General features: G+C 35.1%; 16 protein-coding genes. 7 read left to right on the top strand and 9 right to left on the bottom strand.

What is annotated here, in order from left to right:
- Positions 1-231 precede the first annotated feature (231 nt).
- A complete protein-coding gene (locus BZG02_RS06435; RefSeq protein WP_101260586.1) occupies positions 232-1,242 on the top strand; it encodes an AAA family ATPase in 1,011 nt (336 codons plus the stop codon).
- On the opposite strand, the gene BZG02_RS06430 is transcribed toward BZG02_RS06435, so the two are convergent.
- The 7 genes from BZG02_RS06430 to BZG02_RS06400 form a co-directional block, all read right to left on the bottom strand.
- Positions 1,239-3,713 (bottom strand): S8 family peptidase, encoded by a 2,475-nt coding sequence (locus tag BZG02_RS06430; RefSeq protein WP_101260585.1) that lies wholly within the window; start codon positions 3,711-3,713, stop codon positions 1,239-1,241. The two genes, BZG02_RS06435 and BZG02_RS06430, sit on opposite strands and share 4 nt — an antisense overlap.
- A gap of 205 nt (positions 3,714-3,918) precedes the next feature.
- Positions 3,919-5,154 carry a DUF3999 family protein gene (locus BZG02_RS06425; RefSeq protein WP_218972166.1) on the bottom strand — a complete coding sequence of 412 codons (1,236 nt, stop codon included), beginning with the start codon at positions 5,152-5,154 and terminating at the stop codon, positions 3,919-3,921.
- Between the two features lie 59 nt (positions 5,155-5,213).
- Positions 5,214-7,577: a DUF2339 domain-containing protein gene (locus BZG02_RS06420; RefSeq protein ID WP_101260583.1), complete on the bottom strand. Its 2,364-nt coding sequence runs from the start codon at positions 7,575-7,577 to the stop codon at positions 5,214-5,216.
- A gap of 234 nt (positions 7,578-7,811) precedes the next feature.
- Positions 7,812-8,552, bottom strand: a complete 741-nt coding sequence (locus tag BZG02_RS06415) for a shikimate dehydrogenase family protein (protein ID WP_101260582.1) — start codon at positions 8,550-8,552, stop codon at positions 7,812-7,814.
- 1 nt (position 8,553) lies between these two features.
- Positions 8,554-9,480, bottom strand: a complete 927-nt coding sequence (locus BZG02_RS06410; RefSeq protein WP_218972165.1) for a polyprenyl-phosphate transporter — start codon at positions 9,478-9,480, stop codon at positions 8,554-8,556.
- A gap of 54 nt (positions 9,481-9,534) precedes the next feature.
- A complete protein-coding gene (locus BZG02_RS06405) occupies positions 9,535-10,938 on the bottom strand; it encodes a tetratricopeptide repeat protein (protein WP_101260581.1) in 1,404 nt (467 codons plus the stop codon).
- 149 nt (positions 10,939-11,087) lie between these two features.
- On the bottom strand, positions 11,088-12,644 hold the full coding sequence (locus tag BZG02_RS06400) for a DUF4301 family protein (protein WP_101260580.1): 1,557 nt from the start codon (positions 12,642-12,644) through the stop codon (positions 11,088-11,090).
- A 289-nt stretch (positions 12,645-12,933) separates the two neighbouring features.
- Here BZG02_RS06400 and mnmL point away from each other — a divergent pair, with 289 nt between their 5' ends.
- Positions 12,934-13,887 (top strand): tRNA modification radical SAM protein MnmL/YtqA, encoded by a 954-nt coding sequence (gene mnmL, locus BZG02_RS06395; protein WP_101260579.1) that lies wholly within the window; start codon positions 12,934-12,936, stop codon positions 13,885-13,887.
- Between the two features lies 1 nt (position 13,888).
- On the opposite strand, the gene BZG02_RS06390 is transcribed toward mnmL, so the two are convergent.
- On the bottom strand, positions 13,889-14,614 hold the full coding sequence (locus tag BZG02_RS06390; protein WP_101260578.1) for a tetratricopeptide repeat protein: 726 nt from the start codon (positions 14,612-14,614) through the stop codon (positions 13,889-13,891).
- A gap of 102 nt (positions 14,615-14,716) precedes the next feature.
- Complete coding sequence (locus BZG02_RS06385; RefSeq protein ID WP_101260577.1) at positions 14,717-16,552, bottom strand: YgiQ family radical SAM protein; 1,836 nt, start codon at positions 16,550-16,552, stop codon at positions 14,717-14,719.
- 201 nt (positions 16,553-16,753) lie between these two features.
- On the opposite strand from BZG02_RS06385, the gene BZG02_RS06380 reads away from it, so the two are divergent.
- From BZG02_RS06380 to BZG02_RS06360, 5 genes are all read left to right on the top strand, one after another.
- The gene (locus BZG02_RS06380) at positions 16,754-17,593 is read left to right on the top strand and encodes a histidinol-phosphatase HisJ (RefSeq protein WP_101260576.1); all 840 of its coding nucleotides are present in this window, start codon (positions 16,754-16,756) and stop codon (positions 17,591-17,593) included.
- A 269-nt stretch (positions 17,594-17,862) separates the two neighbouring features.
- On the top strand, positions 17,863-19,668 hold the full coding sequence (locus tag BZG02_RS06375; protein WP_101260575.1) for a bifunctional lysophospholipid acyltransferase family protein/GNAT family N-acetyltransferase: 1,806 nt from the start codon (positions 17,863-17,865) through the stop codon (positions 19,666-19,668).
- Between the two features lie 52 nt (positions 19,669-19,720).
- Positions 19,721-20,371, top strand: a complete 651-nt coding sequence (locus BZG02_RS06370; RefSeq protein ID WP_218972164.1) for a LysE family translocator — start codon at positions 19,721-19,723, stop codon at positions 20,369-20,371.
- Positions 20,372-20,541: 170 nt separating this feature from the next.
- A complete protein-coding gene (locus BZG02_RS06365; RefSeq protein ID WP_101260574.1) occupies positions 20,542-20,916 on the top strand; it encodes an ISAon1 family transposase N-terminal region protein in 375 nt (124 codons plus the stop codon).
- On the top strand, positions 20,897-21,880 hold the full coding sequence (locus BZG02_RS06360) for an ISAon1 family transposase (protein ID WP_101260573.1): 984 nt from the start codon (positions 20,897-20,899) through the stop codon (positions 21,878-21,880). The genes BZG02_RS06365 and BZG02_RS06360 overlap by 20 nt, the downstream gene beginning before the upstream one ends.
- Positions 21,881-22,133 lie beyond the last annotated feature (253 nt).

The following is a 22,133-nucleotide window of genomic DNA, read 5'->3' as shown; positions in this document are numbered from 1 at the left end:
CCATGAGTAATGTTTCTAATTTTACTGACTAGAATGTTCGGTAGGTGATGTCGCTGGTGGGAGTTTGCTTGTCATCAAAGTGGTTTTTTTATTTTTAGTTACGGTAAATTTTAACCATATTTTTTTACAAGATGAAACTATTTTTCCATGCCGACGATAGTATTATAGTTTTATTTGATTAGGATTTCCAGAATTAAGATAATTGACTAAATTTGCTGATAGAAGAACAAAATGAGTCAAGCTGATTATATAAAGGATATTGCAAGGTTTGGTCTTGAGAATGATCAAGATCAACTTTTGGAAGTATTGAGTAAATTGATAGAGCATTCACGGCAAACTAAAAAAGTGAACCTGGCTTTACAGTTACAATCGATACTAAAGGAAGGGTTACGCGCACAACAAACTAAGGGTTTAGCAACTGTAGGATCCAAAAAATATTATTTAAAAGAAGATGATCGTGCATTAAATGAATTGATCATTGAAAAACTCACTTCAGATTATTCTTTTGAAAATTTGGTTTGTTCTGCTGGTATTAAAGAGGAATTAACTTATTTCGTTCAAGAGCATCGTGATATTGAATTGCTAAACAAATTCGATTTACCAGTTTCAAACCGTATTCTTTTTCATGGCCCATCGGGTTGTGGAAAAACATTGGCTTCATACGTACTAGCCGGCGAGTTGGATATGATGATGTATGTGGTGAATTTAGGAGCCATTGTTTCTTCAAAATTGGGTGAAACCAGTAAGAATCTATCGAAATTATTCAGACAAGCGACCAGTGAAAATTGCATTATTTTCTTCGATGAGTTTGATTCTATTGGTAAAGTAAGGGATTATAGTCAGGATCATGGCGAAATGAAACGTGTAGTTAACACTATTCTTCAGCTCTTTGATTATTTACCTCAGAATAGTATTGTTATTGCTGCAACCAATCAGATGCAAATGATTGATGACGCTTTATTGCGCAGGTTTGACATGACGATTAATTTGGGTTTGCCAAGCAATTCTCAGATACAAGAATTGATTGAAAAAACTTTGACTAAATCACCTTTTAAATTTCGTACCAAAAAGGAACTAGCTGAAATTATTAAGTTATCCGAAGGATTATCCTTTTATTTGATTCAAAGATCAATCATAACAGCTATCAAAAGAACACTGTTTGGTTTAAAGGATGTAGAAAAACCTAATCTATACCTTGATTCTGCAATTTTAAAAGAGTTAATCTTAAAAGAAAAAGTCTAAATTTCTGCTTCAAGGTCGGATTCTGCAATTGCTACTAGATTATTAATTAACTGTAGCTCATTGTAAAGAGAATTAAGAGTTTCATTTTTTGCAGGAACCTGCTCAATTGTTATCACTAAGCTATAAGGGATTGCTTGTTGAAATGGTTCTTTTTCAGCTTCTGTTAGTAGCTTGTTAAATGCTGAATTAATGGCGATTTTAAAGCAATTCTGTTCGTTTATTATGTTTTCTTTCTTGACATTGAAGCTAATTTTCTGAACGTTGCTAACCAACTTGCTTTTGTAATAATAATCCTGTACCCATCCTTTTGAGGATGAATTCAGTTTAATTTCCTTGCTCGAATTCCCATTGTACCCATCAGGTACATTAATTTCCCTTTCATTTCCATTTTCAGAAATTTTGGTTTCTATGTGATTTTCATTTAGTTCTAAATTTTTACCTATGGCGAAAGTGACATGATAAGGACAATACAACAACTGATTATCTTGCTTTGGTGGAAATTTAAAACAAAGTGTCGCGGTAATTTTTAATAGTCCAATTTTCCTTATTGCAATGTTTAAATATTCCGGGAGAAATACTGGAAAAGATTTTATATATCCGGGATAGATTTCATCTTCAATTATTAACGTTGCTTTATTATCATCTGAAAAAAGAATTGTATCAATATCAGGGGTTCCATATCCCATTATTCGTTTCTTTTGATTATTGGAAAAAGCTTGAAATTCAGAACCTGTCTCGATCTCACTGGAACCATTTATCAACATGGCTTTTATTGTTTGCATGTCGAGATTAGGGTATTTTGAAACCAATTTTGCAGCAATGTTTGCAGCTATTGGGGTTGCATAACTCGTGCCTATTTGTTTATATGTTCTTTCATGTAAATCAGATGACAAAATTTCTAATCCTGCTTCACTTCCATTATCATAATCAATTTCTCCCAACATTCGAACTTCAGTATAATCACCCCCAGGAGTTAGAATGTCGGGTTTTCGGTAATAATGATTTGCTGTTTGTGCATTAAATGTGTCCTGGTCATCAAAGTTATAATGCAGTTTTCTTGAATAGATTGCAGGAAATGTTTTTGAAAGCGCAAAGTTTTGCAATTCACTGTTTTCGAAATTATCTGCAATTGCTCCAATGGTTATGTTGTTCATGCTTTCAGCTGGTGGAGCAATATTTGCATTTTGCGACTGAAATTTTACTGGGTAATCTCGAACGCCTTGAATTTGAAATATATGATTTGTTGTGGAGATAAAAATGAGAATGTCTAATTCTGAAGAAACTTTGTCTAACAGTTTTGCATACGTTGAAAATTCCTGATTGTCTTTTAATGGGAAATCGGCATAGCCAATGGTTAAAGTAAAAATTCTAACATTATATTCTTCATGAGCTTTTCTTATTAAATCTATTGTCGCGCTTTGAGAAATTGCACCTCGTTTTCCATTGAGTATTTTTATTGAAAGTAATTTAGCATCTGCTTTTACTTCTCCTTTGTAATCCGGAATAAGTTTATTCCCAAATGCAGCAAATGCAGCGACTCCTGTTCCGTGATCGCTTTCATCTAAAAAAGAACCTGTTCCTGTTGTGTCAAATTCTCCATTACTTCCAATTAAGATACTTGCTAACGGAGTTTGATCTGAAATACCGGTATCAATAATCCCAATAATGGGTAAATCTTCGTTTGAATTGATTATTTCAAAACCAAACTCTCGTGAAGGTAAACTATATCTGTTTGGTAATATTACTGCTCCAGAACCGGAGCATGTAGCATAGATAAAATCAAAATTGTTCACTATTTCAATGACAGTTTCAAATGAAGTATCAAAGAGCTCGGCATTATCTTCGTTTAGTTTGTGGCTTAAGTTGTTTCTTTCCAAGTATTCCCTGAATGCTACTTTTTGGGGATCAATGAGTTTTCTTTCCATTAATCCTTTTCCGATAAATGTAAAGTGAATATTTTGATAGTTGTTTATAGTGCTAAGCATGTCGTTTGATGAGAACAATCTAAAACTCTTTATAAACAATATTTTCCCATCAAAATGTGAGTTGATATTTTTCAGTTTATTATCAATAAAGGCCAGAATTTGGCTGTCAAAGAATCTATATCTTTCCTGATTTTCGATTGCAAATAATATATTTTTGTTGAAGTTTGACAGATGAAGGAGTGCCAGTCCAAATCTTTCGAGATAATAGTTTTCATATTTAGGCTGGTCAAATGCTGCAAAAAATTCCAGTTCCATGAGATCAAAATGCACTGGCAACTTAATCGTCCTTTTTGAGTGCCTTAATTCAATATCAATATTGAATTGTCTTCTATTTTCTGCAAATACCTCTGCCATGTAGGTGTAATCCGGTTCTTCTTCTTGATCTTCATCGTCATTACCTTTACCGCCACCGATTCGAGATTTGTATTCAACTAATCCTTCTTGAGGATTACGAAAGTATAAGTGTGGTTTATTGTTATCTGCCATGGTCGTTAGTCTTTGGGGAATTTTTTATACTGCGTTTCCAAAGTTATGAAAGGTAAGCAGATTAACAAAAGATACCTGCAGTAAAGTTTGTTTTCAGAAAAGGAAATGAGTAAGTCGCTGTGTTTTGAATGAATAGCTAGGGAAGGAGCTTGTCTTATTTTTGTTTAAATGCCCGAAATGCTTTGAGAGCAAGCAAAATGTAAAATTATCTCTCGTCCGTTTTTTTAATCATTTTTAGGGTGAAGCCTCCAAGAATTAATATAATGATTGCCATAAGCGCCCACAGCCATTTTTCATTGGCAAAAAGCGGTTCTTTTTTTTGCGATTCCTTTTTTTGGACTTTTATTTCATTGCCTAAATGAATCGTACTTATCGACTTTGGCACATTTTCGGTAAATCGAGCGATGTCATAATTTGGTTTGTGTGCATTCCTGTTCCCATAGCATAAGAAATACTTGGCCGGTTTCGAAAATCGAATCAGTAACTCATAAATAGAACCTTCCACTTCAATCCTATTAATTGTAAGCGCTTCACTGTCCGAATTATGAATAAATATTTTTACATGCTGGGCGATGGTATTATTGAATTGGAACTCATTTTTTTCGATAGAGCTGAGTGTGCCCGAAGTAAGGGTTTGATAGTTGTATATCCATCCTGTTTCCGTTTTGGTACTGTCGGTAACGTATTGAATATGAATAGGTCGATAATAATCGAAATTCTCATTTACTGTAATTTTAATGTTATTTATTAATACGGGAGAACCCATATCGATATCAAGTTCGCTTTGTTGCAATTTCTTATTTTCGAAGGTATTCGTTTTATTTCTGGCGTACTTACGGGATTTTCCTGTTACAATCTCTTGAAGAGATAATGCCGCATTTTTTAATTTTGGTTTTTCCTTGCTGTTAATTAAGACTCTATAAAATGAATAATTGGCATCTGGAAAATTTAGTTTCGAAAACTGATAATTGGTATGCGCATTTTTAATAGATAGAATTCTGTAATCCTCGATAAGAGTATACCAATTTTGTTGATTTTGACTTCCTTCCAGCCTAATATTCCAATCGAAATTCTCTTGTTCAAAATTTAACTGAATTTGATTAATGGTATTGGCGGTAGGAAGCTTAAAGGTGAAGTAATAGCCGTTTTTGTCGCGAGATTGATTTAATAATTTGAAATCAATTGCTGTGTTTTTAATTAGATCTTCGGTTGAGTGAAGTATGTATGGAGCTTCAATGCTATCGTTTTGTGCTGTAATGCCAATAATTCTGATGTCGTTAAGCTTTGGAGAAATTTTCCCAAAAATTTCATTTGGTAATTCCAGTTTATGCCATGCTTCGTTGATTCCCATAATCTCTCTTTGGTAGTCGAAATTATGGTGCTGAGCAAAGGAATAGGAACTTATAAATAGCAAAAGAAGTAAACAGATCTTATTTTTCATGAGAATCGTTTTTAATAGTAGGGCTAAGTAGCATCAGCATTAAAGAATAGGGTTTACGGTTATACATCTTCTTCATCAGTAATACTGTTTTTGTATTTGTTGTAAAGGAAAGAAATGATTAAAAGAAGTATTCCTAACGAAACAAACACAATGGTTTTTGCAATTGTACTCATGTGCGAGATATCGTAAAAGAATAGTTTTACTAGGGTTAATGCAAACAAGGCTATTGCGCCAATTCGCACGTGTTTTTTGTTTTTCCAAATGCCGTAAGCAATTAAGAGTAGGGAATACGAACCCCAAAGTATGCTTAAGCCAAGTTTATAAGATTGTGTGGATCCACTAATGTCCATCCAATTCAATAATTCGCTACTAAAAATCCACAGAATAGAGATACCAAGCAGGTATTCGAATGCTATTTTGTATTTTTTTGTGGCAAACTCTTCCTTTACTTGAAAATAGCTGCTTGTTAGTGCAATAGCAGCAAAAACAAAGGAGATGTATCTAATAAGGATATAAAAGGTTCCACGTTGATAATATTCTGCTAAACTTTGGCTGATGTAACTTTCTCGAAGTTCACTTAATGAGTATAATCCAAGGGTTAAAAATACGAGAATTGTTAGAGTGCTTAAGCCAACATTCGCAAATGCTAGTTTTCTGTTTTTCAATTTCTTGATATTCACAAGCGATAAAACAGAAAAAAATAGCAAGGAGTAGTTGAGGATCCAAATTATTTTAAAATCTTTTAAATTGTAGTTGGAATAGTAATTAGAGTATTCTTCGCCTACTGCTTGTATGCTAAGTGCCGAGTCCTCAAATAGCTGATTCCAGTAGTTGCCAATTTCTATTCGAATAGAATAGTAAAGGGTAAATAGAAGAATAAAGGGAAGAACATAAGATAATAGTTTGGTAACTTTTATCCAGGATCCTAATAGCGTTGGATACTTGAGCTTGCTATTTAGCTTATTAATGAATGCGAAAGAAACAATGAATAGTATTGAACTTAAGAAATTAACATTCAAGAAAAGTGTGATTCTTGTTTCTGTATCTTCTACCACATAGCTGTTGTACACAGTAAACCAATCCTGCAAAATACTTGTAAAAGCAAGTATCATTAGTGGATAAGACATTGCCTCGTATAGGGAGACTTTTTTAGTTCGGCCAATCCAAAACAACAATGCAGCTTCACTGGCCCACAGAAGAGTTACCCAATTTCCATCTAGCTGAATAGGAAAGGCAATGGTGATAAATAGTAAAACCAGACCCGATATCAGGTAGAAAATGTTCTTGTCGGCAAGATTTTGTTTGTAGATAATTATACTAACAATACTATGGATAATTGCGTTGATAAGGGTGAATAATCCTAATAAATGTTGTCCGGTTTCGTGCAGCGATAAAATTGAATATCCTAGATAGAAAAAGAGAAGAGAGTTTGCTACTATTAGCAACGAATTGCCTTTGTTCAATTTCTCTTTTCGAACCAATTTATAGGCTAGAAACAGGACGTAAAATATTGCAAAAAATAGGAATAGAAAACTACTTCCCATCATAAAGTGCTCGCTGGTTTCGTATTTTCCTAGGAACCACGAATAAAAAATTAACCAAGTAAATACAAAGGAAGAAAAGTGCAATGCCTTCCAATATTTTTTAAAAGCTATAAATAGAATGCCAATATTTATAATGGTCATATAGCTAAAAAGTACCGCTACTTTGCCCGAACCATCACTCAGCAGAAAGGGAACGGCATAGGCACCAACCAAACCAATATGCGCAATTACTTGTTTGTTGTAATTTATTGCCGCAACAACAGTGAATACCGTAAAAATTAACATCAGAATAAAGGCAAATAACTGTGGAAAAAGATTGTACAGACTATAGGCCATATAGGTAATAAAATATAGAATTGCGATGGCACCACTCACCAAAACGGCACTGTAATTTTCATAATTGCTCTTCAGCTTTATTCCAAAACCAAGCAGACCTATTCCCATTAAATAAGCAAGAATTATTCTGGTTAAAGGACTAATAAGATCGTTGTCGATAGAATATTTAGCACCTATTGCTACACCAATAATGGTAATGGCTATGCCGATTTTATTAATCAGATTTTCTCCAATAAATTTCTCAATATCAGATTTCGATTGGGAAGCTTTAATTGTTTCGGAAGGGTTTGCATCTATCTTTGCAGTTTCTATTTTGGTTTCTTCCTGCACCCTTGGCGATGCTATATTTTTAAGATCTTCAAGAAGATTTTCATTTAAAATTTGAATTTCTTTTTCTTTTTCAAGAGGTGCTGTTGCAACGTTTTTTAAACGAATTATTTCGTTGCGTAATTCGTTCAATTCCTCCGACAAGGATTCTTGTTTTTCATGAAGAATTTCCTGTTTTTCGAGGAGTTGATTGATTTTGGCTCTATTTTCTGACATTCTATTGGTTTAGTAGATATTGCAAATAAAATTTTCAGTTAATTTCATAATCGGAAAGGAGCAAGGCTTTTCGTAAAAAGGAAAATATTTATTCGACGGCCTAATTTATGAAAAGCATTCTAGATAAACAAAAGGTGCGTTTTGCTTGCACTTGCAGGTAAAATTGAATGTTTATTGAAATTATATGGCATCGAAAATTTACCTTATCAGGAAGCGAAGGATCGTTTTGTGGAACTATCGATTCCAAATCTCCCAGTTTTTTTCTGCTTGCAGGTGAAGCATTTGCAAGCCATTGTGGGTTTTAGCCCCTTGTTCTGCACCTTTTTTTAGGAAAAGAGTCTCTGCCGGATTGTACACAACATCATACAAAAAGTGATTTTTTGTGAGCAATTGGTAGGGAATATCCGGACAAGTATGATTTTTTGGAAAAGTACCCAGTGGGGTGCAGTTTATAATTAAGTGATAATTACTCACCCATTCCGAGGAAAGCATGTGGTAACTTATGCATTTATCCGAAGCCGTTCTGGAAACAAATTGATATTTAATTCCCATTTCTTCTAATCCAGTAGCTACCGCTTTCGAAACTCCTCCGGTTCCTAAAATTAGTGCTTTCGGTTTTGTTCCATCCAAAAAAATGCGCAGGGATTCGGTAAAGCCAAGTATGTCGGTATTGTAACCAATTAATTTTACTTTTTGGTTTTCACGGATAATCTGTACTGAATTTACGGCACCAATTCTTTTTGCTAAGGGATCAATCTCATCCAGAAATGGAATAATAGCTTGTTTGTAGGGAATGGTAACGCAAAATCCCTTTAGCTTGGAATGTTTATTGAATACGGTAGGAAATTCTTGAATAGTTGGAAGTTCAAAATTTAAAAAAGTAGCATCCAGACCTTCTTCTGTAAATTTATCGCTAAAGTATTTCTTTGAAAAAGAGTGCCCAAGAGGGAAACCAAGAATTCCGTATGTATCCATTTTAATTCGATTTTGATTCTGGAGAAAATTTTTCCATCATCCAAATTAGTAGAAATCCGGCTATGGCCAAAATAATTGCAAATATCAGCTGAGAATCCTGTTCCAAAATATTTGAGAAGGTGTTTGGTAAAATATTCTCTTGCAGCAAGGGTTTTTCTACTCCGTGTCGGTCAATAAAAGTAGAAACGGTTTGTTTCCAGGGCCAAACTTTATTTAATGAGCCAATCATGAAGCCAGCAAGCAAGGCGATAGTCATGTTGTGGTATTTTTTTAGTAACCAGCTTAGTAGGTTCGAGAAAGTCAAAAGACCCACGACAGCACCGGCACCAACAACTGCAATCACATCCAATTTAAAGGTGCTCAGGGCATTCATAATGTATTCGTATTTTCCTAAAAGGAGTAAAATAAATGCTCCTGATATTCCAGGTAAAATCATTGCGCAAATAGCTAAAGCTCCCGAAAGAAAAAGAAACCAATAGGAGGTAGGCGTTTCGGCAGGTGTAATTACCGTTACCATATAGGCAATTCCAATACCAATAACCAAGGCAATAATGGTACGTAATTTCCACTCATTTATTTTGCGGGCTACAACAATAGCCGAGGCAACAATTAATCCAAAGAAGAAAGACCATACTAAAATAGGTTGTTCGGCCAGTAAATAGATAATTAGCCTGGCAAAAGACAGAAAACTAAGGAAGATGCCAAAGATTAAAGCAGATAGAAAATTGCCGTTAACGGCCTGCCATAATTCTTTGAATTTAAATTGAAAAAGGAGCTTTACAGCATTTCCGTTAATGGATTTTATGCTGTTTATTAATTCTTCATAAATACCGGTAATAAATGCTATTGTGCCACCAGAAACACCTGGTACAACATCTGCTGCTCCCATTCCCATTCCTTTAAAAGCAATAAGAAGGTAGTCTTTCATTTTTCTGGGCATAGTATAATTTTGTTGAGGCTTCTTCACTGGTTTTACAAGCAATTATTGATTTGCTTTAATTAGTTTGGTGAAGTTTTTATTTTTCTTCAGTTCTGGAAATTGAATGAAGATGTCGTTAATATTTTCTGAATCAATATCAATTGCCTGTCTGATATAATGTTCAGACGTACTTATATCACCAATAATTGCATAGTAAGCAGCTAAATTACTTAGTAATTGTGGACAGTTTGGAGTTTGAGCAAGACTCTCCAACAAAACATCAATAGCGGTTTCCTCATTTTCATTTTGATGATAGTATTCAGCCAAAGTAATCGGATAAGTAGTATCAAAAGGGTCCAAATCGATAGCTTCTCGAAAAGCCTGAACTGCTTTTTGGGGCGAGTTGGCTCTTGCATAAGCCGATCCTAAGGCAAACCAATAATCAGAATTTGAATCATCCAGGCTTTTTGCTTTTTCAAGATAAACCAAACACTCATCAATTTTATCCTGATACATGAGGATTAGTCCCATTCCAAACCATGGATCTGCTAAATTCTCATCCGTTTTAATAGCTGTTTCGTAATTGATTAAAGCTTGTTCGTATTCGTCCATTTTCTCGAAGCATTCGCCAATATACGAATAGGTGGAAGCATGATCATCGTCGAAATCCAGGTATTCGGTATAGCATTTAATTGCATCTTCGAAAAGTCCCTGATTCGCTAAAGCATTGGCTTTGTTAAAGTATGCTTTGCTATGTTGATTATTTACCGCTAGGGTATATTCATAAGCTTCAACCGCTTTCTCGAAACTGCCCATGCGGTTAAAAATAATTCCCAGATTGTACCATGCATTGTCCGAAAATGGGTTTAGCTCCAAAAAACGCTCATAAAATAGAATGCTTTCCTCATCCTCTCCAATTTTCTCGTAGCAATAGCCCAATTCAAAAAGAACTTCCGAATCTTCTTCGTCTAATTCCAGAGCTTCTTCCAAATAATCAATAGCAAGGTCGAACTGACTTAGTTGCTCGAAAGCCAACGCAATCCTGAAAAGTAAATCTTCACGATTCTCGTAACTAAGGTTTAAGGCTTTGTCGAATTGTTTTTTCGCAAGCTTAAATTTCCCTAAGCTGTTGTAAATATTTCCCTTCAATAGGAGTATTTCCTTGTTCGAAGCTTCTATTCCTTGTATGTTCTTTAAAATGGAAAGTGCTTCAAGGTGTTGCTCGCGATCTACTAGGATCTGAGCTTTTTTAATTTGAAGAGAAATAGCTCCCGGGTGTTGCCGATTAGCAATGTTAGAAACTTTTACGGCTTCTAAAAGATTGCTCTTCTCAATATAGTGATCGATGATGCTTTCAAATTCATGTACATCGAAATAGTAAAGCGTCTCAGCTTTAATCATTTCCTCGAACCGGCTTACCAAAGTAAGCGCATCATCATCAAGATAGTTTTCTGTATTCTCTATCATCTAACAAATTAAAATGATTATTGCACTGCAAAAATAGGATTAATTTTAAAATATTCAAGGTGTAAGATATCAACAAAAGGGAATCCGTATTTCTTCTTTAACAGGATATTGCCTAAAATAAACGGCCTCTTGCAAGAGGCCGTTGTTAATTATAAATTGCGATGTTCAATTCTTAGTAAGTCAAATACTGTTTTTACAGGATTAAAAGTAACAATTGGAACTTCAACAAAGACAGAATTCCAATCAGACATGGCACCATTCCACAATCCTGGCAATTCCATTGCTTTTAGATCGTTGCCATTATGCGATTTTTGGGAGATAAAACCGGTTTGTTTATCCACAAATGTATGCAGATCGAATTTATTTCCTTTAAAATCTTTAATCCCACAAACCAAATCTACAGGGTTGAAATGAGTCGATCGTTCCAGAATATTTGTTTGTCGAACGTCTTGTTTGTCAATTTGCGATCCTTCCACAATTTGAAGAGATACGGATCCATCTGAATTTCTTGACCAGAATGGGCCACCACCAGGTTCGCCTTCATTCTTAACCATTCCGCAGACACGAATAGGACGGTTGAATTTAGAGAATAGGTATTTCTTTAATTTCTCAGGATCATCAATTTTAAGACTTGCAGGAGCTTTGGTACAAAGTTTTTCTTCTAAAAAGGCAAGCATTTCGTTCAGAGTTTCCTGCGCAATATCTTTATCTTCTTCAAGCACTTTTAAATAATCGAAAATAAACGATTGGCGTTCCAACAGAATACCAGCTAATACTTTCTTAAATCGATAAGTGATTTCTTTCAAACGATCAGGAACAACGTTATCAATATTTTTAATAAATACGATATCGGCATTTAGCTCGTTTAAATTTGCAATTAAAGCACCATGTCCGCCCGGACGAAATAGAATGGTTCCATCTTCGTTCCGGAAGGGCTCGTTGTTCATATCAACAGCAATAGTATCGGTGGATGATTTTTGAACCGAGTAAGTAACATTTAGCTTGCCCTCATATTTTTCCTCAAAAGTATCCTTGGTTTTTTCTAAACGATCCTCAAAAAGAGTTTTGTGATCTTCCGATACAGTAAGGTGAATTTGCGCATCTCCTTTACTGTTTTTTGCGTAATTCAGCGTTTCAACCAAATGTTCTTCAAAAGCTGTTCTGGAAAAATGTTTGTACCTGTGAAATTTTAATAATCCTTTTGGAAGACTTGCATAGTTAAGCCCTTTTCGCGTTAGCAGCATGGCCAAAATTTGCTTGAATTGATTTTTATCAATCATTTTTTCCAAATCCATATTATTTTCCGAAACAACATTTCGGAGATCTCCATAGAACGCAAAATCGTCTATTCTTTCGAAGAAGTTATACATGGTTTCCGGACCTTTGGTGCAAAGGAATTTTAGGTATTCGTCTTCAGTGTCCTGATAGGTGTTTAGAAAATCGTAAAGTGATTTAAACATTCGAGTTGCAGCACCCGACGCAGGAACAAATTTTAGTAAGGAAAGGCTTTTTACATGAGCAGTAAACACCTCATGATAAATTTCCTGTTCATCTTCACTAATTTGCAATATTCCGTCATCAATTGTGGCAGGCTTCTTCAATTTCATTTTAGGAAAACCAGTAGTGAAGTTGTTTAGCTGTTCTTCAATGGTTTTAATATCAATGGCTTTGGCCTTGAATTGAGATTGGTCTTGTTTTGAAAACATGTTTAAAATTTTAATAAAGTGTCCTAGGCAATATAAAGAATAGTTTCAATAAATGAAACGCTGATTCTATTAAATAAAAAAAATACTTATGCAATGCTTTGCAGTTTTCAAGTAGAAAAATAGAATTTCAGCATAAAAAATGAGGAGTTTGATTGGGATAAACTGTTGGAGGAATGGCTTCGAAATACATTCTTTTTATCGCTAATTTATCTTGATGGATTCCTTTTAGTCGTATTCCATTTATTTCAATGGATTTCTTTTGTATTTTTGCGTAAAATATAGGAATGGTATGACGGACAAGCAATTTCAGTGGGGGAATAATAAAAGGTATAACGATTTTCCAAGTTTATTTAAAAGAAGGTTCTCCGAACGAATACAAAAAATATCCATTGATGCAGGGTTTACTTGTCCCAATCGGGATGGGACTAAAGGAGTAGGTGGATGCACTTATTGTAATAATAATAGTTTTAATCCTGCTTATTGCAGTCCCAAAAAAACGGTTACCGAGCAAATAGCTCTGGGGATCGATTTCTTTAATGCCAAATACAAAGCGCAACGTTATTTGGCTTATTTTCAAGCTTATTCGAACACCTATGGTACGCTTGATCATTTAAAACGAATCTACGAGGAGGCATTGTCGCACGAAAAAGTGGTTGGTTTGGTGATTGGTACTCGACCCGATTGTGTTTCCGATGCTCTTTTAGTTTATTTGGAAGGCCTGGCAAAAGATTATTACATCAGTATGGAGTATGGAGTAGAATCTTTGAATAATGATGCTTTGAAAGCTATTAATCGTGGGCACACCTATCAGGAGGCAGAAAAAACGATAATAAGAACTTCGGGGCGGGGAATACATATTGGAGCCCATTTAGTGAATGGTCTTCCATGCGATACTCCGCAAATGATGTTGGAACATGCCATAAGCTTATCAAATTTACCGATTGATACCCTTAAGATGCATCAGTTACAAATTCTTAACCATACCACAATGGCGAAAGAATATGAAGTAAATCCGGAAAAGTTTCACTTGTTCGAAATGGAAGAATATTTGGACTTTGTAGTGGATGTAATTGAGAGAATTAACCCGGAAGTAAGCTTGGAACGATTTATTAATCAGGCACCAAAAGGTTGGTTGATAGCACCAAAATGGGGAATCAAAAATTTTGAATTTGTTGCTAAGCTCGATAAGAAACTAGTAGAAAGGGATGCATGGCAAGGGAAGTTTTTTAAGAAAATTCCTTAGGCTAGCCGATTTCTTGAAGTGCTTCAGCTGCTTTTTTAAAGCCTAATTTTTCGGATTGTTTGATGTCTGCAATTGCAGCTTCTTTATTGCCATTTTTTAAATTGGCTACTCCACGAGCAAAATAAGCTCGCTCCAAATTTTTATCAATATGAATTGCTTTGCCGTAGTATTTTATCGCATTGGCAAATTGTTCCAAACAATCCAAAGCAACTGCTTTATTGTAGAATACTCCCGATGAATTTAGTCCATACTGAATGGCTAAATTATAGTCAGCCAAAGCTCCGGTATAATCTTTACTGTAATATTTACAAATGCCACGAAAATGGAGGGCTCTAATATTTTTCGGATTTAAGGTAATAATATGTGTATAATCTTTAATTGCAGCTTTGTAGTCTTTCTGATTTTCAAATAGAATAGCTCTGTTTAAATAAGCCTCTTCTTCATATTCTTGTTTCGAAATAACAAAATTCAAATCATTTAATGCCGCTTTATTTTGATTGAGGTAAGAGTAACAAATAGCTCTGTTGTAATAAGCCGGAAGATAGTTCTTATCTCCGTCAATAATAGTGGAAAGTTCTTGAATTGCTTTGGTGTATTCCTGTTCTTCCATTAATTCAATGGCATTCTCATTTGCTTTGTATTCGCTAGATTGACTGCATCCAAATGTAGTGAAGGCGAAAACGATAAGTAATAATAGAAGGGGAGCTGGTATGTTAAATTTATTCATGTAAAGTAGTAAGAGTTAGTGGCTCTAATATACGTAAAATTAATAAGAAGAGGTTTTGAAACCCCCTCTTATTGTTATGGAAATATGTTTCGCTTTTCTCAACTATTTAAAAAGCTTGGTTAACATGTCTTTTTTACCCATTTTTATTAGTTCTGTTTTTATCGCTTCCCGATACTCTTTCTTATACCAGAATAAGAATTTGCGTTGCGATAGTTTTTCCTTTTCACTTTTCGCGGTAAATACCTTTTTTAAAGTGTATGGATGATAGCCGGAATAATAAATTACCGTAGCAACGGTCATAGGTGTTGGAGTAAAATCCTGAACCTGCTCCAATTTAAAATCCAGTTCTTTTGTTTTTACCGCAAGGTCGGCCATATCTGTTGGCTGACTTCCTGGATGACTGGATATAAAGTAAGGAATCAGCTGTTGATTTAATCCTTCCTTTTTATTAATATCATCGAATAAAGCTTTAAGCTTGTAAAATAAATCAAAAGATGGTTTGCGCATCATATTTAAAACGTCATCGGAAGTATGCTCTGGGGCAACTTTTAATCTTCCCGACACATGATTTTTAATTAATTCGGTGGCATATTCCCGATTGGATTTATTCACTTTCTCATCTTTTGTTTGGTGCAGAATAAGATCGTAACGAATGCCACTCCCAACGAATGATTTTTTTACGCCAGGAACCTGATCTACTTTTTTGTAAATATCCAGCATTGGCTGGTGATTCGTGTTTAGGTTGGGACAAATATCCGGATGAATACACGAAGGTCTTCGACATGTTTTACAGATGGATTCAAAAATCCCCTTCATTTGATACATATTGGCTGAAGGACCTCCCAAATCGGAAAGATAGCCTTTAAAATCAGGCATTTTTGTGATGTTTTCTACCTCTTTTAGGATCGATTTCTCAGATCGGTTGGCAATAAATTTTCCTTGGTGAGCAGATATCGTACAAAAAGAGCAACCACCAAAACATCCTCGGTGCATATTTACAGAGAATTTAATCATGTCGAAAGCAGGAATCCTTTTCTCTTTATAGCGAGGGTGTGGCAATCGGGTATAAGGCAAATCGTAAACCTCATCCATTTCCTTTTCATTCATTACCGGATAAGGAGGATTCACAATAATACTTTGATCTTTATAATTCTGAGTGAGTTTTTTTGCCATCATGGCATTCGATTCCATCTCGATGTATCGAAAGTTACTTGCAAATTTTTTCTTGTCGCTCAGGCAATCTTCATGCGAGTATAGTTCCTGATCCTGCCATTGCTTTTTGGTTGGGTAAGCTTCGTCTTTTGCAACCAAAAACGATGTTTGAGGAATATTGGTTAACGAATAAAAAGGAACCCCTTTTCTGGTTAGACGAACAATTTCCTTTAAAGGTTTTTCGCCCATTCCATAAACCAATAAATCGGCACTGCTTTCGCAGAGTATGCTTGGCTTAAGCTCATTAGCCCAATAGTCGTAATGGGTTACTCTTCGCAACGAAGCCTCAATGCCTCCGATTACGATAGGCGTATCGGGATATAATTTTTTTAGAATTTGCGAATATACAATCGTCGGACGATCTGGCCTTTGTCCATGTCTTCCTTCGGGAGTATATGCATCATCGTGTCTTAATCTTCTGTTGGCAGTATAGTGATTCACCATTGAATCCATATTACCAGCTGTGACTCCAAAAAATAATTTTGGTTGTCCTAGTTTTTTGAAATCACGCAAGTCATCGCGCCAGTTTGGTTGTGGAACAATGGCAACCCGTAGTCCTTCATTTTCCAGAACTCTGCCAATCACCGAAGCTCCAAATGATGGATGATCAATATACGCATCGCCACTAAAAAGGATAACATCCAGTTCGTCCCAACCTCTTTCTTTTACTTCCTTAGCTGATGTAGGAAGCCAACTATCTATGTGTAATTTGTTGTTCTCAGTCATATCGCTTATAATTACTGCAAAGATAGTATTATTTATAAAGATTTTAAAGAAGCATTTTCATCGAAAGGAATAATTATTTACACTTTCTGTAAAATAATGTATGTTTTGTGCGTAAAGTATGGCTTAACAATCGGCGTTTGTTGAGAAATAGCTTTGTGGTAATGTTGTCTTGCCGTATCTTTGCAGGATTAAAATCTACGAATGAATTATTTTTCTTATCATACCCATACTACTTTTTGTGATGGTAAAAGTAGCGCGGAAGAATTAGTGTTGAGAGCTATTGAGCTTGGTTTAAGTGCAATTGGATTTTCTTCTCATGCACCTTTAGCGCAAAATGAGCCATGGAGCATGCCTTTATACAGATTAAAGGAATATAAGGAGGAGATAGAGGCATTGAAACAAAAGTATCAGTCTCAAATACAAATTTATTTGTCTCTGGAGATCGATTATATCCCACAATTGACGAAGCCTTTCGATATGCTAAGTAAGGAGCTTGGTTTGGATTACACAATTGGCTCGGTTCATTTGGTGAAAGCAAAGTCTGCTTCCGAATTTTGGTTTCTCGATGGTCCAGACACCAATTATGTTCATGGTATCGAAGTTTTATTTGATGGCGATGTACAAAAAGCGGTAAGTGCCTATTACAATCAGGTAATTGAAATGATTGAAACCCAAAATCCGGATATCATTGGACATATCGATAAAGTGAAAATGAATAATAAAGGCCGTTTTTTTTCGGAACAGGACAAGTGGTATGTTGATTTATTGGATCGTACGATTAAAGTAGTTAAGCATTCGGGTTGTATCGTTGAAGTGAATACCCGAGGGATTTACAAGAACAAATCGGATTCTTTTTTTCCAGATGCCTATTTTCTTCAAGCATGTAAACAGAATGGGATTCCGGTTACCATTAGTTCCGACGCTCATCATGCAGACGAATTGGTTTCGGGATTTGAGGAAGCTAAGACCTTGCTCAAAGAGATTGGGTTTGAGTATGTTCGTGTTTTTAGTGGCGGTACTTGGCTGGATCAGGCTTTATAATTACCAGTAATCATTACGTTTTTTTAATTGATTAATGGACTAGAGTATTGATAAATAATACTATTTTTATCCAGTTAAAAAAAGTCTGCAAGCTTTATTTTGATAGATGGATTTGTAATCTGCAAGACTTTTTTAATTTGGTAATATTTTGAAAATAAAGAAACTATAAATAGATGCTAAATCATTTTTACTGCTTTTAAAGATAGCAATTGGTTTAGTTTGTCACTCCCGATAGGTTTCGGGACAACCTTAATAGAACGTATTTACATATGAAGCTGGTTGATGCAAAAGATTTATTAAAAGCTAGCGAGAATTTGAGCTGGTTTGGCGGGGAAAGTTTTGCCAAGTTGTTGATGTATATTCTTCGATTGAATAAATTGAATGATTTGTATTCTGCAAATTGTGGCAAGGAGGGGATTGATTTTATTGATGCCTTGTTGGATGATTTAGGAATTAAATTTGATTTTGACGAGGAAGAATTAAAACGAATACCGAAAGAAGGGCCGTTTATTACAATATCAAACCACCCATTTGGTGGTATTGATGGTTTAATTTTGATTAAGCTGATTTGTATGGTGCGGCCAGAATTTAAGGCAATGGCTAATTTCCTGCTGAAAAAAATTGAACCAATAAAAGATTACTTTTTGGGCGTAAATCCTTTCGAAGAAAGAAAGGGTGTGGCTTCAAGTACAGGAGGAATCAAAGAGGGCCTTCGTCATTTAAGTGATGGTTTTCCGTTAGGGATATTTCCTGCGGGAGAGGTGTCGTCCTATCAATCGCATACCAATAATATTACTGATAAACAATGGCAACCATCTATTCTTAAGTTTATTAAGAAAGCCGAAGTGCCGGTTATTCCGGTCTATTTTCAGGGAAGCAATAGTTTAATTTTCCATTTATTGGGGATGATACATCCTACATTGCGAACCGTAAAATTGCCTTCGGAATTACTAAATAAAAAGAACAAGACGGTTCGTATTCGTATTGGGAATCCTATTTCTGTAAATGATCAGAAAGGATTTACAGATATTAATCAATACGGTCGTTTTTTGCGGGCAAAGACTTATATGTTAGGTACTCCCATAGAGGTGAAAAAGTTTTATCAGTTCAAACGTAAAGAAACCGTTGCTAAAGTAGAAGAGATAATTCCCGCAGTAGATCCAGTTATTATTCAAGGAGAAGTGGAAGGTTTGGCTCAGGAATATATGCTTTTTAAGAGCGGAAACTTTGTGGTGTATTGTGCTCCTTCCTCCAAATTGCCCAATATTTTAAACGAGATTGGGCGATTGCGTGAGATTACATTTCGGGAAGTAGGCGAAGGAACAAATATGGGAATTGATGTGGATGAGTACGATTTGTACTACCATCAGCTTTTTATTTGGGATGAAGACGAAAATAAAATTGTGGGAGCTTATCGGGTAGGCAAGGGGAATGAAATTCTTTCCAATTATGGTTTGAAAGGATTTTATCTGCAAAGCTTGTTCCGGATGAGTAAAAAGTTTCAGCCTATTCTGCATGAGTCGTTGGAATTGGGACGCTCTTTTATTGTGAAGGAGTATCAAAGAAAGCCTATGCCTCTTTTTTTACTTTGGAAAGGGATTTTATATTTCTTGTTGAAGAATCCTCAATCTCGTTATTTAATAGGACCGGTAAGTATAAGTAATAAGTATTCTGATTTGTCGAAAGATTTGATCATTAAATTTATAATGCGGAATTATTTTAATTATGATTTAGGACAGTACATTAAATCGAGAAAGAAGTTCAAGGTGAAAATAAAAGATCTGGATGTGGATATTTTATTGGAAATGGCGAAGAATGATATTAATAAATTAGATAAGCTAATTGGTGATTTCGAGATAACAAATGACAAATTGCCCGTTTTGCTAAAAAAATATATATCGTTGAATGCCAAAATAGTAGGCTTTAATATCGATCCGAACTTTAATGATTGTTTGGATGGATTAATCGTTGTTGATTTATTTGATGTGCCTATCAAAGTAATCGAATCCTTGTCGAAGGAGTTTAATGACGATACGATTATGAAAAGATTTTCGTCTGAGGATGTCAAGTTTTAGCGATATTTTTCGAACTTTGCAGGCAATTTTGTTCACTGAAAAAGATTATTAGTTGGATTTTCAATATTTATTTAAAGGAATAGTTGTAGGTTTAATGGTTTCCATTCCATTAGGTCCAATAGGAGTGTTAATTATTCAAAAAACCATTCAAAAAGGGCGATTGGCTGGATTTATTTCAGGGATGGGGGCTGCTGTTGCAGATATGTTTTATGCTACCGTTGCGGCTTTTGGATTAGGAATGGTGCTTAGCTTTATTCGAACGCAAGAGTTTTATCTTCAATTGGTTGGTAGTATTTTTCTGGTTTATGTTGGTCTGCGAATTTTTTTTACAAATCCGATAAAGCAAATAAGAGGCGCACGAAAACCCGGTAAGAAGGGAATGTTAGGCGATTTTATTTCTATTTTCTTCCTTACGGCTTCAAATCCTATAGCAGTTTTTGTTTTTGTGGCAGTCTTTGCTGGAACGTCTATTTTTGGAAGTAATCCAACACTTCGAATTGAATTGTTTTTAATACTAGGGGTTTTATTAGGCGGAGCATTGTGGTGGTATACCTTGTCCACCATTATTAATATTTTTCGCAAAAAATTCCGATTAAAACAGTTGTTTTGGATCAATAAAATTTCAGGAATTGTTATTGCTGCACTTGGATTTCTTGCCTTTCTGGCTTGTTTTGAGCCAATCAAATCATTTCTTCACGCTTAACCGATAGAATATCAGTTGCTGCTGAGTTTTTTATGGAATATTTACCACTTTATTTAGATGGTATTGTTGTGTCTAATTTCTTTCAATAAATAGGATAATACTGATGGATCAATTCGAAAAGTTGGTGGAGAATAAAAATAAATGAATATTTGCAATCTTAATTTTATAGCATGGATTCAAATAAAGATCATTACAAGTTACTACTTCAAGCCATTTTACCAGAAGAGATATTTTCCTATTTTGAGATCACACAAGTTATTATTGATGAAAAGAGATTGGATGTCCATCTAGATGAATTACATCAATTTCCGGAAGAATTTTCAACGGAGAAGCTGACTTCAAAAGGCTTTCAGTCAGCAGTTGTGATTCAAGATTACCCGATTCGGGAACGAATGGTTTACCTGCATGTTCGCAAAAGAAAGTGGCTGGTATGTTCTACGGGTCAGATTGTAAGTAGAGATTGGGATTTGATTGCAAAGGGAGCTCGATATACAAAAGGGTTCGCTTCTTTTTTAAAAGAATTATTTGGACAAATACCCGATTAGCAGTAAAAGCCTTGAAAAACATTACCATATCGATGGGAATCAATTTTCCCAGCAATACAAGGAACACTTAAGTGATTTTACTCAGTGGGATCAGAAATCTCATGCTCACAAGTGGATGATTTTTCCTGAAAACATTGGTCCTAACCTGAGTATTGATGAAACCGCCTTAACCAATGGAGAGCTTTATACAATAATCACCAATAAAGCAGCAAAAGGTCAAAAAGGAGCACTGGTTGCCATGATTCAAGGAACTCGATCCGAAAATATCATATCCATCTTAAAAAAAATTCCAAAGAGCCTTAGAAGTATAGTAGAAGAAGTAACTCTGGACATGGCAGGAAGCATGAATAAAATCGTACAAAAAAGCTTTCCAATGGCAAGCAGGGTTATTGATCGCTTTCATGTTCAGAAATTAGCTTATGAGGGTTTACAGGAAATGCGGATAGCTCATCGCTGGGATGCTTTAAATGAAGAATCCAAGGCGATAAGAGAAGCAAATTACAAGGAAGAGAAATATCAGCCAGTCGTATTTGATAATGGGGATTCTAAAAAACAGCTTTTAGCAAGAAGCAGGTATTTACTTTTTAAATCTGCAAACAATTGGACCAAAAGTCAGAAAAAACGTGCAGAAATCTTATTTGCTCAATATCCTGATATACAAGAAGCATACATATTAACGCATAATCTGAGGTTGATATTCACTCAAACCAAAGAAAAAGGTATTGCTTATACAAAATTAGCTCATTGGTTTAGAAAGGTTGAAGAGTCTGGATTTAAAGCCTTCACAAGCATTAAAAACACAATCCAGAATCATTACCAAGGTATTTTAAACTACTTTGAAAATCGAAGTACAAATGCTTCTGCTGAATCTTTCAATGCTAAACTGAAAGCATTCAGGGCATCACTTAGAGGTGTGAGAGAGATAAACTTCTTTCTTTTTAGAGTAGCCAAAATATATGCATAGAAAAAATTACTCCACCTGATATTTGAATTGATCCATACTGATTTTGTATCCAGTAATGCAAAAAAAAGACGCAATAAAATTGCGTCCTTGCTATTGCATTCTCACCAATACCTGATTTCTTAATCTCTTTAAACATAGAAAAAAGTTCAGGGATTCAAGAATGAACAAGTCCCTTTGCTTTCCGGAATTTAAACTTTTCGACTGTCCATACTCTGCTATTTATTTACCTTTAGACGCTTCTATACTTTGGTGT

The sequence above is a fragment of the Labilibaculum filiforme genome (assembly GCF_002843315.1).
In the GTDB taxonomy this organism is placed as follows: domain Bacteria; phylum Bacteroidota; class Bacteroidia; order Bacteroidales; family Marinifilaceae; genus Labilibaculum; species Labilibaculum filiforme.
Note: the sequence above shows the minus strand (reverse complement) of the source record. Positions and strands in the feature narration are given on the sequence as shown.